General features: G+C 70.7%; 30 protein-coding genes. 14 read left to right on the top strand and 16 right to left on the bottom strand.

The features are described 5' to 3' along the window. Window positions 1–2: 2 nt before the first annotated feature. Window positions 3–470: a DUF5949 family protein gene (locus ACIO9J_RS43085; RefSeq protein WP_402011311.1), complete on the bottom strand. Its 468-nt coding sequence runs from the start codon at window positions 468–470 to the stop codon at window positions 3–5. 61 nt (window positions 471–531) lie between these two features. Here ACIO9J_RS43085 and ACIO9J_RS43080 point away from each other — a divergent pair, with 61 nt between their 5' ends. Beyond that, a complete protein-coding gene (locus ACIO9J_RS43080; protein ID WP_402011308.1) occupies window positions 532–1,065 on the top strand; it encodes a hypothetical protein in 534 nt (177 codons plus the stop codon). A 268-nt stretch (window positions 1,066–1,333) separates the two neighbouring features. Here the strand turns inward: ACIO9J_RS43080 and ACIO9J_RS43075 are convergent, their stop codons facing one another. The 4 genes from ACIO9J_RS43075 to ACIO9J_RS43060 are packed head-to-tail and all read right to left on the bottom strand — an operon-like array spanning window position 1,334 to window position 2,885. After that, entirely contained in the window at window positions 1,334–1,609 is a 276-nt protein-coding gene (locus ACIO9J_RS43075; RefSeq protein ID WP_402011305.1) for a hypothetical protein, read from the bottom strand. Beyond that, window positions 1,606–1,947 (bottom strand): hypothetical protein, encoded by a 342-nt coding sequence (locus ACIO9J_RS43070; protein WP_402011303.1) that lies wholly within the window; start codon window positions 1,945–1,947, stop codon window positions 1,606–1,608. Before ACIO9J_RS43070 ends, ACIO9J_RS43075 begins: the two co-directional genes overlap by 4 nt. Window positions 1,948–1,956: 9 nt before the next feature. Beyond that, window positions 1,957–2,289, bottom strand: coding sequence for a hypothetical protein (locus tag ACIO9J_RS43065; protein WP_402011301.1), 333 nt, complete (start codon window positions 2,287–2,289; stop codon window positions 1,957–1,959). Continuing rightward, a complete protein-coding gene (locus tag ACIO9J_RS43060) occupies window positions 2,286–2,885 on the bottom strand; it encodes a hypothetical protein (RefSeq protein WP_402011298.1) in 600 nt (199 codons plus the stop codon). The genes ACIO9J_RS43065 and ACIO9J_RS43060 overlap by 4 nt, the downstream gene beginning before the upstream one ends. Before the next feature lie 61 nt (window positions 2,886–2,946). Between ACIO9J_RS43060 and ACIO9J_RS43055 the strand changes: the two genes are divergently transcribed. Further along, window positions 2,947–3,537 carry a hypothetical protein gene (locus tag ACIO9J_RS43055; protein WP_402011296.1) on the top strand — a complete coding sequence of 197 codons (591 nt, stop codon included), beginning with the start codon at window positions 2,947–2,949 and terminating at the stop codon, window positions 3,535–3,537. A gap of 3 nt (window positions 3,538–3,540) precedes the next feature. Here the strand turns inward: ACIO9J_RS43055 and ACIO9J_RS43050 are convergent, their stop codons facing one another. From ACIO9J_RS43050 to ACIO9J_RS43040, 3 genes are all read right to left on the bottom strand, one after another. Further along, window positions 3,541–4,080: a hypothetical protein gene (locus tag ACIO9J_RS43050; RefSeq protein ID WP_402011293.1), complete on the bottom strand. Its 540-nt coding sequence runs from the start codon at window positions 4,078–4,080 to the stop codon at window positions 3,541–3,543. Between the two features lie 95 nt (window positions 4,081–4,175). Beyond that, entirely contained in the window at window positions 4,176–4,379 is a 204-nt protein-coding gene (locus ACIO9J_RS43045) for a hypothetical protein (protein WP_402011291.1), read from the bottom strand. A 72-nt stretch (window positions 4,380–4,451) separates the two neighbouring features. After that, window positions 4,452–5,384 (bottom strand): hypothetical protein, encoded by a 933-nt coding sequence (locus tag ACIO9J_RS43040; protein ID WP_402011288.1) that lies wholly within the window; start codon window positions 5,382–5,384, stop codon window positions 4,452–4,454. Between the two features lie 286 nt (window positions 5,385–5,670). On the opposite strand from ACIO9J_RS43040, the gene ACIO9J_RS43035 reads away from it, so the two are divergent. From ACIO9J_RS43035 to ACIO9J_RS43020, 4 genes are all read left to right on the top strand, one after another. Beyond that, complete coding sequence (locus ACIO9J_RS43035; RefSeq protein ID WP_402011286.1) at window positions 5,671–6,204, top strand: hypothetical protein; 534 nt, start codon at window positions 5,671–5,673, stop codon at window positions 6,202–6,204. Then, entirely contained in the window at window positions 6,201–6,512 is a 312-nt protein-coding gene (locus ACIO9J_RS43030; protein WP_402011284.1) for an MW1434 family type I TA system toxin, read from the top strand. Before ACIO9J_RS43035 ends, ACIO9J_RS43030 begins: the two co-directional genes overlap by 4 nt. Window positions 6,513–6,577: 65 nt before the next feature. Next, window positions 6,578–6,784, top strand: a complete 207-nt coding sequence (locus tag ACIO9J_RS43025; RefSeq protein ID WP_402011282.1) for a hypothetical protein — start codon at window positions 6,578–6,580, stop codon at window positions 6,782–6,784. Window positions 6,785–6,861: 77 nt separating this feature from the next. Next, window positions 6,862–7,017 (top strand): hypothetical protein, encoded by a 156-nt coding sequence (locus tag ACIO9J_RS43020; RefSeq protein ID WP_402011280.1) that lies wholly within the window; start codon window positions 6,862–6,864, stop codon window positions 7,015–7,017. A gap of 108 nt (window positions 7,018–7,125) precedes the next feature. Here ACIO9J_RS43020 and ACIO9J_RS43015 read toward each other — a convergent pair whose 3' ends face one another. After that, a complete protein-coding gene (locus ACIO9J_RS43015) occupies window positions 7,126–7,485 on the bottom strand; it encodes a hypothetical protein (RefSeq protein ID WP_402011278.1) in 360 nt (119 codons plus the stop codon). 196 nt (window positions 7,486–7,681) lie between these two features. Between ACIO9J_RS43015 and ACIO9J_RS43010 the strand changes: the two genes are divergently transcribed. Further along, window positions 7,682–7,969: a hypothetical protein gene (locus tag ACIO9J_RS43010; RefSeq protein WP_402011276.1), complete on the top strand. Its 288-nt coding sequence runs from the start codon at window positions 7,682–7,684 to the stop codon at window positions 7,967–7,969. A gap of 42 nt (window positions 7,970–8,011) precedes the next feature. Here the strand turns inward: ACIO9J_RS43010 and ACIO9J_RS43005 are convergent, their stop codons facing one another. The 7 genes from ACIO9J_RS43005 to ACIO9J_RS42975 all read right to left on the bottom strand — a co-directional run bounded on the left by ACIO9J_RS43005 (window position 8,012) and on the right by ACIO9J_RS42975 (window position 10,497). Next, window positions 8,012–8,236 (bottom strand): hypothetical protein, encoded by a 225-nt coding sequence (locus ACIO9J_RS43005; protein ID WP_402011274.1) that lies wholly within the window; start codon window positions 8,234–8,236, stop codon window positions 8,012–8,014. Continuing rightward, the gene (locus ACIO9J_RS43000) at window positions 8,233–8,436 is read right to left on the bottom strand and encodes a hypothetical protein (protein ID WP_402011271.1); all 204 of its coding nucleotides are present in this window, start codon (window positions 8,434–8,436) and stop codon (window positions 8,233–8,235) included. Before ACIO9J_RS43000 ends, ACIO9J_RS43005 begins: the two co-directional genes overlap by 4 nt. Before the next feature lie 53 nt (window positions 8,437–8,489). After that, the gene (locus ACIO9J_RS42995) at window positions 8,490–8,813 is read right to left on the bottom strand and encodes a hypothetical protein (protein ID WP_402011269.1); all 324 of its coding nucleotides are present in this window, start codon (window positions 8,811–8,813) and stop codon (window positions 8,490–8,492) included. Between the two features lie 31 nt (window positions 8,814–8,844). After that, the gene (locus ACIO9J_RS42990) at window positions 8,845–9,090 is read right to left on the bottom strand and encodes a hypothetical protein (protein ID WP_402011266.1); all 246 of its coding nucleotides are present in this window, start codon (window positions 9,088–9,090) and stop codon (window positions 8,845–8,847) included. 200 nt (window positions 9,091–9,290) lie between these two features. Further along, window positions 9,291–9,644, bottom strand: coding sequence for a hypothetical protein (locus tag ACIO9J_RS42985; RefSeq protein ID WP_402011263.1), 354 nt, complete (start codon window positions 9,642–9,644; stop codon window positions 9,291–9,293). Next, entirely contained in the window at window positions 9,644–9,946 is a 303-nt protein-coding gene (locus ACIO9J_RS42980; protein WP_402011261.1) for a hypothetical protein, read from the bottom strand. The genes ACIO9J_RS42985 and ACIO9J_RS42980 overlap by 1 nt, the downstream gene beginning before the upstream one ends. A gap of 146 nt (window positions 9,947–10,092) precedes the next feature. Further along, window positions 10,093–10,497 (bottom strand): hypothetical protein, encoded by a 405-nt coding sequence (locus ACIO9J_RS42975; RefSeq protein ID WP_402011258.1) that lies wholly within the window; start codon window positions 10,495–10,497, stop codon window positions 10,093–10,095. Window positions 10,498–10,822: 325 nt separating this feature from the next. On the opposite strand from ACIO9J_RS42975, the gene ACIO9J_RS42970 reads away from it, so the two are divergent. The 7 genes from ACIO9J_RS42970 to ACIO9J_RS42940 all read left to right on the top strand — a co-directional run bounded on the left by ACIO9J_RS42970 (window position 10,823) and on the right by ACIO9J_RS42940 (window position 13,298). Continuing rightward, entirely contained in the window at window positions 10,823–11,032 is a 210-nt protein-coding gene (locus ACIO9J_RS42970; RefSeq protein ID WP_402011255.1) for a hypothetical protein, read from the top strand. A 60-nt stretch (window positions 11,033–11,092) separates the two neighbouring features. Continuing rightward, a complete protein-coding gene (locus tag ACIO9J_RS42965; RefSeq protein ID WP_402011253.1) occupies window positions 11,093–11,338 on the top strand; it encodes a hypothetical protein in 246 nt (81 codons plus the stop codon). Window positions 11,339–11,431: 93 nt separating this feature from the next. Beyond that, window positions 11,432–11,812, top strand: coding sequence for a hypothetical protein (locus ACIO9J_RS42960; RefSeq protein ID WP_402011250.1), 381 nt, complete (start codon window positions 11,432–11,434; stop codon window positions 11,810–11,812). Next, window positions 11,812–12,021 carry a hypothetical protein gene (locus ACIO9J_RS42955; RefSeq protein WP_402011247.1) on the top strand — a complete coding sequence of 70 codons (210 nt, stop codon included), beginning with the start codon at window positions 11,812–11,814 and terminating at the stop codon, window positions 12,019–12,021. Before ACIO9J_RS42960 ends, ACIO9J_RS42955 begins: the two co-directional genes overlap by 1 nt. A 59-nt stretch (window positions 12,022–12,080) precedes the next feature. Further along, window positions 12,081–12,359: a hypothetical protein gene (locus ACIO9J_RS42950; RefSeq protein WP_402011244.1), complete on the top strand. Its 279-nt coding sequence runs from the start codon at window positions 12,081–12,083 to the stop codon at window positions 12,357–12,359. Between the two features lie 25 nt (window positions 12,360–12,384). Beyond that, on the top strand, window positions 12,385–12,753 hold the full coding sequence (locus tag ACIO9J_RS42945; RefSeq protein ID WP_402011241.1) for a hypothetical protein: 369 nt from the start codon (window positions 12,385–12,387) through the stop codon (window positions 12,751–12,753). A 71-nt stretch (window positions 12,754–12,824) separates the two neighbouring features. Next, a complete protein-coding gene (locus tag ACIO9J_RS42940) occupies window positions 12,825–13,298 on the top strand; it encodes a hypothetical protein (protein ID WP_402011239.1) in 474 nt (157 codons plus the stop codon). Window positions 13,299–13,397 lie beyond the last annotated feature (99 nt).

Raw genomic sequence — 13,397 nt, 5'->3', positions numbered from 1 at the left:
TACTACGCGGTCCTGGGCACGGTCACCGGGACCAGCAAAGACGCGGTCGCGCCGATGGTGCGGGACTCCTCGAAGAACGCCGAGACGGCGGCATCGCTGCGGTCGACGGCGGTGTAGATGCGGGACGTGATGCCGAGGAACACCCGCCCGCGCCCCCGGGCGATGTCGGCCCACTCCGGGGATGTGGGGCGGGTGGGGGTGATGCCGGGCAGGCCGGTGACGGTGGCCTGGATGCCGTCGACCGCCACGGTGACGGGCACGCTGTCGACGGTGGGGTCAGAGGCGAGAGTCCCCTCGCGCATCCCCCACGCCTTCAGGACGTCGCGGAGCGCGGCCTGGGCGGCCTGGGGCGGCGCGGCGCCGTCACCCAGGGCGTACAGCATGAGAAAGGGGAAGTCCTTCCCGTCTCCCGGGTGTTCGCCGATCCAGCCGGTCGATGACAGGGTCCCGAATACGGAGTTCTCGCTCATGCCCGGCACCCTACTGCCGCTTAGGGCCCCGGATGCGCCACCCGGCACTAGGCTCCGTTCTGTGAGCGACGACAACACTATGTACATCGAGGGCGCGGCCGATCCCACCAACGGCCGCCCTGTCTGCCTCATCCGGTGGGGCGCCGTACAGGCCGAAATCCCCGTGGAACAGGTCTTTGCCACGGCCCGCGACCTTGCCGCCGCCGCGGTGGCGGCCGAGACGGACAAGGCGTTGATGGAAGAGCTGATGGACCCCAAGAGGCTGGCCCTGGACCTGCAAACGGCCGGGCAGCTCCTGGTGAAGGTCCGCGAGCGCCGTGATTCGATCCCCCGCCAGCAAGGCGCAGCGCGGGCCGCACTGCGTATCGGGGCCGTCTACGGTGTGCGTACCAAGCTTCCACTGGTGCATATCGCGCGGGGCTCGATGAACGGAGAGTTGTCGCCGGACGAGGCCCGGCAGATGGCACAGGACTGGAACGAGGCGGCGGTCGCAAGCGTGCTGGACGCGCGATTCCGCTACGCCATGGGGGACGTCGGCATGGATCACGTGGCCATCGAGGACGTCTTCAAGCGGGTGGCGGCCCTGCTGCGCTGACGGCGCGCACCGCCCGCGATTGTGCGGGTAAATGGGCTATTTACCCGCACACTTCCGACAGGGCGATTCTCCTGCGTCTGCCAGAATCGGCCCCATGCTCCTTCCGCCCGGGGCATGCCCGAAAACGGGCTGTCGAGCGTCCGCCCGCGCCCGGTACGGTCGGATTCGCCCCGCTGACGATAAATAGTGCTCAGGACCAACTCGGGCCCTCGCTGGCCCTCATGATCTCTTCGCATCCTGTCGGCCGGGGCACCCAACTCCCCACGCCTCAAGCGAACTTGCCCTCGGCGTCGTCGAACCCGGCCGCGTATCCGTGGCACCACAGCACGCACTCCCACGTCGTGTGCAGGGCCATGGTCTTGTCGTGCCCGGTCACGATCACCAGGTACGGGCGCTCGACGCCCGGTGTGTGGCGGATGAGGCCCCACACCTCCGGGCCGTGCAGGATGCCCGCCTCGGTGTGACTGTCCCACCGGATGACGGCATCGAGTTCGGGGAACCGCTCATCGGCTGGCAGGCCAGCGCGGACGGGCTCGTTGGTCACCGCTGCTCCTTCAGGTAGGCGCGGGCCATGAGGAGCGCGCGGCGCTGCTCGGTGGGCACCTCGTCTCGGATCTCGCGGGTGTCCTCGTACGCGTCGAGTTCGACACCGCCGTCGGCCTCGTTGGCGCGCTCCAGGCGGGTCGCGTTCCATTCGAGGAAGTCGACGACCTCGCCGAAGAACGGGGTGCCGGCCTCCGTGTTCCGCATCGCTTCCGCGGCTTCCCGGATCTCGGCGATTTCGTCGCGGAGTCGCAGCACGCGCGCCTCATGGAACATCAACTCGGCTTGGGTGTACGGCAATTCGCGATCGTGCCAGTCGACGCGCTTGAGCAGAGCCATGGGGGGATCCTACTGTCCGGCGCCGGGCCGGAGCACGGTCGACAGGACGCGGGGGTTGTGTGCTGCCTGGTCGTCGGCGCACGGCTGGCAGGCATACAGCGTCAGCTCGTCGGGCCCCTCGATCGCGGCCAGCTGTGATCCGGTGGTGGTGATGTGCACGAGGACGGCCGCGCTGCCCTGGCAGATCCCGGTAGTCGGGTGGGCGGCGGCGCACATGCACTGGCACGAGCTGTAGGAGGCCCACCGGGTGGTGGGCTGCGGGTCGTGGTCGACGAGGCGGGCCCGTTTCAGCATGGCGTCGAGCTGGGGGTGGACCTCTTCTTCATCCTCGGGGCCGCTCACCGCTCCGTCTCCTGCTCGATCTCGGCGTCGAGGTGCGCCTCCACGGTGTCGATGAGCCTGCGCAGGGCCTGTTCGACATAGCCGGACCGGAAGGCCAGGGCGGCGCGGGAATCGTTCGGGTGCCGCTCCTGGGCCTTGTCTTCGGCGACGTCGAGGGCGTCCTGTGCGCTTCGTACGGCGTCTCCCAACGGGCCGGTGTACATCCGGGTCTTCCCGTCCCCTCCGCGCTCGTTGGGCACCATCGTCACGACCGTGTTGGCCACCACTGCCTTGTTGAGCTCCATCAGCGCGGCGCGCATCATCCCGACGGCGCCGGTCAGGGCGAGGAGGGGCCCACCCCCTGACGTGAGCGCGGTCGCCGGGGTGAGGGTGAATGCCTCGGAGACCCGGCGTGCGGCGGCCTCCTCCTCGTCGACGTACTTGACCTTGTCGAGCGCATCGATCGCGGGGGCGAGATCCGCGGTGCCGCACACGCTGAGATCTGCCACGTCCGCCGCCATCGCGACGACGGCCGCGTCAGCCCGCTCCAGCTCCTTGCGGGCGTTCACCATGCGCATGAATTCGGGGTCGTCGAGGAGTCCGTCAAGGTCGCTCATGGGCTCCATCCTCCCTTAGATTCCGGGCAGGTTGGGACCTGTTCGCCGATACGGTGGGCGCATGACGCGTTCCACTGTCCCCGTACGTGACGGGCTGCCCACGTCCAAGGAGCTGACGCATGCTCTCGCGAAGCTTCAGATCCCGCTGGACCGAGATGCCATCGGCCTGGGCCACATGACGGAGGACCGGAAGGTAGCGGCTCTGACCGCGATCCTGAACGCGTGGACGCAGGCCTATGTGATGAGGGCGGTGGAGGAGACCAAACTCGGCGTGGAGGAGTACTACATGCTGGTGGAGTCCTCGCAGGCCGAGGTGTCCGTCTCGCCGTCGGCGCCGGAGCTGTCTCCGCTCATCGACACGAACATGCTCGTGGAGCGGATGAAGTGGACCGAGGCGCATCTGGCGGCGGTCGACGGGTTCAGTGGGCGCACGATGGCGAACCCGATGCGGGGCATCATGCAGTCCCTGATCGGGCTCGTGGAGCAGTGGCGCGATGCGATGGGCGACCCTGCGGCGCGGCTCGGCGATCTCGATGCATCGCTTGCTGACGGCAGCGCGGGAGCGGAGCACATGCGGCAGATGGTGGCGAGCGTGCAAGAGCTGGGGGAGCTTCTGTTCGGCCCGCGTGAACCGGGCGCCGACGACGCCTAGTTGCTACAGCTTGGCGCCCATCTTCCGCATCATCCGCACGGTGTCCTCGTAGGCCTGGCGGGCCTTCTGCAGGCCGGTCTTCACCGACTTGAACCGCTCCCGGGTCTCGGCCTCGGGCGTGTCCTCACTGCTGTGGGACTGCGCGATGATGGCGAGCGCGGCGGAGGCGGCGCCCAACGACTCGACGGTGCACCGCGTGAGTGGCGAGGTGCCCATGCCGCGCTCGACCTCCGCGCGCAGGCGCAGCGTACGCATCGTGGCGAACTGCATCCACTGGAGCCCCAGCACCGAGCCGCCGCCGGGCTGGGGCTCGCCCACGGCGTCGGCGTACGCGTCGAAGTAGCGCTCGAAGGTGTCGGGGGTGACGGTGAGGGCCTGCGCCCTCTCCAGTTCGTGGGCGAGGTATCCGAGCAGCGCGGGCACGTCCGCCTCGGAGGGTTCGTGGCCGGGCACGGCGATCGTCTCCGCACCGAGGGCGTGGAGCGCGTCGAGGATCTGGCCGGGGGTCGGGGCGCTGTAGCTGCCTTCGCGGGAGACCTTCATGGGCGATGACCCTATCGGCGCGCCGACAGGCGCGGTTCGGCGCGGGGGTTTCACGCGAAACCATCGGTAAGACAGTCACACCGCCCCGTGTCGTCTCAGGGCTTGGCGGCCCGCTTGAGGGCCTTCGTGTACAGGCGCCGCTGCTCGCGCGATGCGCCGGGCGGTGGCGCCCATGAGGGGTCGGCCTGGATCTTCCCGACCATGTCCTGCAGGTCCCACTCACGGGACGCGTGCGTGCCTCGATGACCTACGAGGCGGATCAATTTCTGGTCGTTGGAGGGCTCCTGCGGTGTGCTCATGGCGTGCGAGCGTAGAGCCGTACCGCAGGGGCCTGCCGGGCTTCAGCGAGATGACCCCTGAAAGGGTGGACCTCACGTCTCCCCGGGGGCCTCGGCGGCGGGTGAGTGGGCGATGGCGTCGGCGGACAGGCCCCGGGCGTGCTCGGCGAGCAGCGGGTGGGTTTCGGCGACCTTGCGTACGGTGCGCACGGCGGCTTTCTGGTCGAGCGGGTTGCCGTTGCGGGTGGTGAACAGGAACTGCTCGTCGGCGCCGCGCGCGGGGGCGGCGCGGTGGGGCATGTACTCCTCGATCGCGAGGACGGCGTCGGGGTGGATGTGCTGGGGGGCGGTGGCGTCGGTGGCGGCGTTCTTCTGCGGCACTCGCCATGTGGTGCGGGCCTGTTCGGTGACGCGGCCGGTGGTGCGCATGGCGGTGATCTGGCCGGGGCGCAGCACGTGCGCGCTGTCGTGCGCGCCGTGGAGGTAGTGGTTGAGCAGGAGGTAGACGAAGGCGCGCTCGCGCTCGGCGTGCGGGCCGCGGTAGCGGTCAGCGGCCTGGGCGAGATGCCGGCACTGATCCCCCGTCAGGAGCGTGCGGCCGGGTTCGCCGCGTGCGAAGCGTCCGTCGCGCAGCCGCAGCGTCTTGTGGGTGCCGACGGGCACCAGGGGCATGCCGTGCTCGTCGGGCACGGTCTGGAGCCACCGGTAGAAGGACCGTACGGCGCCGCAGGCGGCGTCGCGTGAGCGGGCGGCCTTGCGGTAGCTGATGGCCCAGTTCTGGAGGGCTTGGCTGGTGGGGTGCAGGTAGAGGTCGGGGTCGGGCTCGCGCACGACGGGGCCGCGGTGGGCGTAGAGGTCGTGGACGAGGTCGCCGCCGACCGTGCGCGGCGGGGCGCAGTAGACGGTGAGCCAGTGCATGACGGCGGGCGGGTAGTGCTCGCGGGCCTGGTAGGAGAAGCGCACTCCGGCTTCGGAGTTCGGGCCCTCGATCCAGTCGCGCACGAGGTCCTCAAGGTCGTGTCCCATGCCGCCGCAGCATAGCCCTTATTCCCTGTAACAGACCTTAGCCCCATCCACTCCCCCGTCACTGGGGGTTGATACCGGTTCCAAGGGTGCGCGAGGCGGGGCGGGCATCGCGCCCTTGCGGTGAGTGGTGGGTGCCCTGGTCTGTTACAGGGAACATGGGGGTGTGGGGGGACATGGGTACCAGTCTCGCCGGGGGCGGTCTTGATCGCCCGTCAGGAAGGACGTCCGGGCGGGTGGTTCTCCAGGGCGTCCACCTGGGGTGGGCGCCTCTGGAATGCTGGCGGCCATGACCGACACCGCCACCGGGCCCGTCAACGCCGCCGAACTCGCTAACGCTCTGACCGCCGCCATGCCCGCGCTGTCCAACACCGCGGCGGCCGCCACCGGCCTCATCCTGTGGCACGAGACGTGGATCAACCGCATCGCCGCCGTCACCAGCCCGCGCGGCACACTCGACCCCGACACCTGGCCCGGCCTGGCGGACTGCGTCTTCCTGGAGCGCGACGGGGACGGCACACTGCACGCCGACCTGAACGTCACGTCCCTGCACGAGTTCCTCCAGCGCGGGGACGCGGCGTACTCCTCCACCGAGCGCGCCCTCGTCGCGATCGCCTCCAGCCTCTACAGCGGCCAGCCCGTCGACCTGCGCGCGCACCTCCCCGGCCTCGGCGCCGTGAACACCGCCGCGGTCATGCACGCGATCGCGGTCGCCACCGGGCACGGCGAGGACCACGCGAGCCTCGTCGAGGACGCCGAGGAGCGTGTGCGCGCCGCCCGCCCGGACTGGCTCGCCGACGCCGTGGCAGAGTCGGCGCCATGAGCGACATGAACTTCGGTCAGGCCCTGGACTTCCTGCGCACCGGGCACCGCATGGCACGCCGGGCGTGGCCAGAAGGAACGTGGCTCGTGCTGCGCACCGGCTACCCCGACGGCATCGCGGTGAACGCCAACAGCGCCGAGGCCTTCGGGGTGCCCGAAGGCACCACGGCGCGCTTTGCCCCCTACTTCCAGCTGTGTGACACCTACGGCACCCTGCACGCGTGGGCACGCAGCGACGAGGACCTCCTCGACGCCGACTGGTACAACGTCGACCCCCACGCCCCGCTCGGCGCCCGACGCCGGCTGTGACGTAGCGTCAGGCCGCGGGTGCTCGGCGGGCGCCGGGAGCCCGGGGGCCGGATGCTGGTGGGTATGTGCCCTTGCCGCGTGAGCCCGATCCCGGAGAGTGCGACCCGCCCGGCGGGTACGGCGCCGAGGACGAGGTGGTCGGCGTGAGGCAGACCGTCAAAGAGGGCCTGGCGTTCGGCGCGGCCGCGCTCGGGGTCGCCATCGCCGGGGCCGGGGTGCTGGCGATGGGGATGGCCGCCGGGATATTGATCGCCCTCACGGGGATGCGGTAGGCCTCGGCCGGGCGCTCGGTACCGTGTCGGGTATCCCCCGCCGCCGGGCGGGGCGCACGGTGGGGAGGGTGGGCCTGATGTTGCAAAGCCGACGGCACGTCGCGGTGTACGACGAGGACAGTGGGCTGTGGCAGACCCACCACCCCAAGGCGGACGGCTACCGGTGGTGGGTGGCGTACGTGTACACGGCGATCGTGTTCGGGGCGCCGCTGGTGTTCGTGCTGCACCGCTAGCGGCCGCCGCTCTGTTCGACGAGGGCGGAGAGGAACACCACCGCGGCGAGCACGATGAAGAACAGGGCGCAGGACGCTGCGCCGTTCACGGCGCGCTCGGCGGGGCTCTCAGGCACGAAAGGACCGGGCGGGCCGCCGTACGGGCACGGGGGTGTTCATCGTGTGGCGGGGGCGCTGGGAGGGGATGCGGGCGCGGCGCTGGTGTTCGCGTTCGCGGCGGCGCTGCTCGTCGAGCTCGTCGACGTAGTGCGCCCATGCTTCCACCAGGAGCAGCGCGAGCCACAGGGCGGTAGCGGGGACGGATCCGGATCCGGCGGCCAGGAGCACGGCGAGCGGGAGCAGCAGGCGGAAGCGCAGGCGGGCCAGGCGGCGGGAGGAGATGGCGCCCGCGCCGTGGGCGGTGTGCGCGGCGGCGATGAGGGGGAGCAGGGGCGCCCATGCCCACCACGGGAGGATCACGGCGTCCATACCGTCCATGATGGGGCGTCAGGGCGTGGTGCGCTCGTGGTGTTCAGCGCAGGCCGAACACGGCGCGGTGGGCCGTTCGGCTCACTCCTCGCGCGCGCACGCGCCCGCGTTCGCGCGCCTGCGAGACCTCACCCGCACGGTGGTCGCTCGCGGGGCGTACCCGGCGCCGGGCGCCCCTGGCGGTGATCATGGAAAGGTGAGCAGGCAGGAGAGGACCTCGTTGACGGCGGCCGCCGCGCGCGCGATCGAGTGGGCCCGTACCGCGTGCCCGTCCGGGGACGACGATCCGCTCGTGCCCATGGAAGTCGTCGTGCATCCCGCCGACGCGGCCGTCCTGGACGGCGCGCGGCAGCTGTTCACGCTGCCCGTGCTCGTATCGATCGGCGCCGGGTCGGGGCAGCCGTTGGTGTTCGTCCGCGAGCCGTGGTGGCAGTACCTGCGCGTCGACGAGGCGCCCAGGGGCAGGCATCCGGCCGGAGGGTGACTCGATCCGCGGTGGCCCCCGCGCTGCGCGCGGGGGCCGTTGTCAGACGATGCGTCGGCGTCGGCGGGGGCGGGGGCGGTGGACGGCGTCGATGGCGCCCATGGCGTAGCAGGAAAACTGCTCGGCGGTGAGGACGGATGTGCCGTCCCAGCCCTTGAACACGACGGTCAGCGTTCCGTCTTTCTGCTCCTCGATGCGGGACCACTCGATGACCTGCCAGCGGGTGAGGTCGTGGATGTAGGCGTCGAGGTCCTCGCGGGTGGTCACGGCTGCTCCTCGGCGGCTTCGCGGGCGTCGTGGATGGCGTCTTCGGGGTTCAGCGATGTGACGTGGACGAGGCGCGGGGAGAGGGCTTCGTCTCCGGCCATGTAGAGGCTGTCGAGGTGGCCGGGGAAGACGAAGAGCGGGGTGTCGTCGTCGGTGGGGCAGTCGTGCCAATGGGCGAAGAGCACGGTGTAGTCGGTCACGGGGCGGGGGCCTTTCGGTGTGGGCCGGTCGGGGTGCGACCGGCCCGGCGGGGTCAGGGGTTGAGGACGCCCTCTTCGTCGGTCCAGTGGCCGTGCGTGGCGTCGTGGTGGATGAGGCCGCCGTGCCGCTTCTCGCGGACGCAGGACAGAGGGCCGTCGCCGCCGCGCAGGGTGGAGCGGCGGGCGGTGCACGGGTCGTCGTCGAGGACGTAGAGGACCCCTTGGACGGCGCGGATCTTCTTTCCCGGGGGCGGGTTGAGTTCGCCGGGGGTGGTGGCGTGGCCGCATCCCTTGCATGCGAAGAGGGTGGTGGTGTCGGGGACGGCGCGGTATCCGTTGCGGGGGCCGCATCCGGCGGGGCAGTCGAGGCGGATCATGTCGGGGTCCTTTCGTCGGGGTGGCGGGGTGTCAGGCGGATTGGTCGTCGGCGGGGACGATGACCAGGTAGCAGTTGTCACTGAGTCCGAGTTCTTCGCCGCCGCCGAGATTGGGGGCTATGTCGCCTTCGGTCACGCGCGCTCCGCAGTCGGTGCAGCGGTAGTGCGGCATGGGGAGTTCCGCGTCGGCGGCGGCCATGAAGAACCATCCGGTGCCGCATGAGGTGCACACGATGGGCGTCTCGTCGCCGGTGTCGGGGTTCGGGTCGCAGTTCACGGCGGGGGCCTTTCCGGTGGAGCGGGGTGGGGGCCCGTGCGGGCCCCCGTGGGCGTGGGGTTCAGGCGAGGGGGGTCAGGGCGGGGTTGTCCATGTGGTGTTAGCGGCACCCCCCTTGACGTCTCAAAGTCTACAGCAGTTCGAACGGGAATGCAAACCATGAGACGTCAACAGGGGTGGCCGCTCCCCCGTCGGGTCCATCAGGCCCCGGCGGCGCACGTGCAGGCGCAGCGCCCCCGGTCCTCGGTCATCCACAGTCCGATGGTGAACTCCAGGCGCTCCTCGGCGTCCCGGGCGAACCCTGCGATGTTCCGCGCCTCGACGTCGCGCCCGGCGGTCGCGTAGCGGCTCGCGCGGCGCCGCTCCATCTCCACGTCCCTGCGCCGGGCGTAGACGGTGGCGGCGACCTGATAGGCGGGGCAGCGGTGGCCGGTGGACGCGGCGGAGGACCCGGGCAGGGGGCTCGCGCCCGAGTCGGGGTCACGGCACAGGGCGAGCCCGAGGGGCAGTTCGACGCTCGCGCCGGACGGGAAGGTGAACAGGGTGGTGCTCATCAGGAAGCCGCCTTGGTGACGAGGTGGTTGACGAGGTCGGCGTCGTCGGCGAGCGAGACGCTGAAGGAGAGTTCGTGCGCGGCGACCCATCGGGCCTGCCACGTGAATCCGGGCGTGACGCGGGCGCCGTCCAGGCGTTCGCCCTCCCACAGGCCGTTGGGCAGGCGGGTGACGTGGCCAATGGGGTTGCCCAGTCCACGGATGACGCGCCAGCGGCCCCGGCCCGCCTTCTCGTAGGTGAGGTCGAAGAGGCGCTCGTCGAAGGAGCCGTCGGGGCGGATGTTGTCGGGGTTCACGGGCATGGCGGTCTCCTGCGGGGTGATGGGCGGGCGGTCGGGGGCGGAAGCCAGTCGGGCGCTTTCACGCGGTGGCGTATCCGCCCCCGGATCGTTCGGGGCGAACCCCTTTGACGTCTCAAAGTCTACGCGACGTCGAACCGAAGTGCAAACTATGAGACGTCACGGGCGGCGGCGGCCAGAGCACCGGCGAACAGCTCGCGCTTGATCTCGCGGATCACGGCCGCCAGTTCGCGGCGGGTGGGGGGCGCGTCGAGCGCCTCGACGACGCGGGCGACGCGTTCGGCGGTCTCGGGCATGGCGGCATCGAAGGCGACGGTGGTCCCGTCGGGCAGGACGAGCGCGTAGCGCCACGACCAGTCCTGCTCGGTGAGCAGGTGCTCGCCGTGGCGGCTGGGGGCGGTGCGCGAGCGGAAGGCGTCGTGGGTGCCTGCGGGGTGGTCGGTGAAGGTGAGCGCGGGGGTGTTCACAGGGGGGTTCCTCGGGGTGTCGGCGGGGCGGGTCGGGGCGGGCCGGGGTGATCTCGCCAGGGCGAGCACGCGGGGCCAGAGCGTCATCACGCCCGGTCCTCGCAGTCGGCGCACGAGGGTTCTTCCACGTAGGGGTTGATGGGTGCGCCGCAGTCGGGGCAGGTGGCGTGGTCCTCGGCGGCGAAGGCGTTCGACGAGATCTGCATGAGGTTCCTTCCGTTCGATGTTGACGTCTCAAAGTCTATGCGCACCACGCCGGTAATCGCAAACCCTGAGACGCCAAAAAGGCGAATGGGAGAGGCGTCACAATTGACGTCTCACAGTTGACTCGACCCCGCCCCGGGTGGTTAACTTTGAGACGTCAACACGGAGTGCCCGCTAACACTCCGCCACTCACCGGAAGGACCCCGAAATGCTCCTCGTCACCCGCGCCGCCGACGACATCGAACTCGTCGAGTGCATCGATGCCGGCTGCGAGTACGTGGCCTTCCAGGACGAGGCGGAAGCGCTCGGCTGGGGCGAGGACGTCAACGAGGACGGGTGGCGCTGTGAGGCGTGCTTCCACGCCTGGGCCGAGGCGCACGGCATCCCCGTGACCCCCCGCCGCCTGATCGCCGCCTGACCCACCCGCCCCTCGGGGCCCGGCCACACGCCGGGCCCCACCCCCGAAAGGAACGCCCCGATGCTCACCACCCACACCACCCTGGGCCACCCCGAATACGTTCTGGCCGAGGGCACCCGCGTGCTCTACACCGGGTCGATGGCCGAGCACCACGGCCTGTACCGCGTATCCGTCTGCGAGTGCCGCCGCTGCTGCGGCCTGGGCATGCTGCGCTACCGCCTGAAGCCCACCGGGGCGACCCGGACCCCGGCGTGCGGCGGCGACCCGAAGTGCGTGCGCCGCGCCTCGCTGACCGTCGTCGACTGACCCCTTCCCCCCACGACTTCCCCGGGGCCCGGATTTCCGAGCTGGCTGCTTGCCGGGCCCCGGGGACCCGCACCACCGCACGAGGAACACCCCATGAGCGCCTTCCCCGCCCGTCTTCCCGAGGTCCACCGCACCGCCCGGGGCCACGCCTTCTACCCGCCCGCGTCCGTGCTGGCGAAGATCCCCGCCCTGTACGCCACGGAGAACATCGAGACCCGGGACAAGCGGGTTCACCTGCACTACTTCGCCACCTGGGGCGACATCTACGTGACCGAGATCGACCCGCAGACGATGGAGGCCTACGGGTTCGGGATGGTCGGTCACAGTGACCCCGCCCACGGGGACTGGGGGTACTTCGACCTGCCCGCCTTCGAGTCGCAGACGCCCACCCGGCCCGGATCGTGGCTCATGGAACGCGACCTGCACTTCAAGACAGGGCGCGCCGCCGACGTCCTGCCGGACGGTGCCCTGTGATGCGCGACACCGACGTCGAGCGGGCCGCGGCCCTGGCCGAGGCTCTGGACCTCAACGCCCGTCAGATCGCGTACGGCATCCGTGAGCACGACCGCGCCCTCGGCATCGCCCCGGCGGCGGCCGCCGAATACGCCTGGTACGTCGAGGACCGGCAGGCCGACCGCGCCCACCTGCTGCGCAAGCTGGCCGAACTCAACGCCGACAGCTGACCCACACCCCCCGGGCGGGGGCCTGCGGCCCCCGCCCCTTTCCCGCACCGGAGCCCCCCATGGCGCAGCCCCCTTTCGCCGTCACCACCGAACTCGCCGCCACGATCACGCACATCCGGTCCGGCCGGATCAAGATCACCGAGACCACGATGACGTGGACCAAGGACAAGCACGGGCACAGCAACTGCGACATGCGCGCCGAGACGCTCGCCGTCCTGCAGCTCGGAGAGCCGACGTGGTCGGCCGCGAACGATGCCCTGACGGCGGCCGGGTACGAGTCGATGGGATGGCACGCCTACTACAGCGTGTGGCGAACCCGCCTGCTCCCCGCGCGTTGAACCATCCCCCGAACCAGGAGAGACCATGAGCAACACGACCGACGCCCACGACCTCAACCGCCAGGCCCTCGCGCTCGCCGAGCTCGTCGAGCTGGCCGCGCGGGACGAACGCCTGAGTGCGGCGCTCGCCACCCTGGACGTGACCGGCCTTGAGGGACACATGGACCCTGCGGGCCTGCGGGCCGCTCTCGCCGAGGCCGTCCTCGACGAGCAGCGCGAGAGCCGCACGGCCGAGGCCGAGCGGCGCGCGGGCGCGGCAGGGGTGACGCTCGCGCACCGCTGCCGGTGCGGCTGCTCCGGGATTAACCATGACGACCGGATCACCGATGACGGGCGGATCCCGTGCGCGGCCGTGGGGTGCGCGTGCATGGACCTGGAGTTCGCCCCGGCGTGATGTCGACAGCTAGCCTGCTGGACCTCCGCATAGACTGTGAGGCGTCACACACAGCTATGCGGGGAGTCCTCATGCCATCCGGCGGCCGAGACACATCGACCGAGACCGTAAGCGAGGCGGCGAAGCGGATCGGGATCACGCGCGGCGCGGCGACGAACATCGTCGCGCGCGGCGACTGGGGGGATCAGGTGAACCCCGGTGAGCGTCCCGCGCGGTTCAGGAAGTCCGCGGTGGACGCGTACGTGCGCAAGTCCGCGACGCGGGGCGTTGCGGGCGGTCACCGCCGTACGCTGCCGGACGCTCCGGTGATCCCGGCCAGGGGTCGGCGTGCTCGGTACTACGCCAACCACGTGGCGGCGATGTTCGGTGTCGAGCAGACGCTCGTGAAGCAGTGGAGCTTTGCGGGGCGGATCACCAAGGGCGGGGACGGCAAGGATGGTCACTGGCCGTTCTGGTACCGGGACACCCTGGTGAAGTTCGCGCGGAATGAGGGACGTCACATGGATGAATCGGCGGTCCCACCTGCGGAAACACCCCAGCCCTGATAGACTTGGAGACGTCAAAAACCCCGAAGCGTCCAGCATCTCGCCAAAGTTGGAGGACGCCCCGGGGCCCACTCACCGAAGGCGCCCACGCGCGTCTTC

Source organism: Streptomyces sp. NPDC087300, from assembly GCF_044744425.1.
Lineage (GTDB): Bacteria > Actinomycetota > Actinomycetes > Streptomycetales > Streptomycetaceae > Streptomyces.
This window is presented reverse-complemented; position numbering and strand designations above follow the sequence as displayed.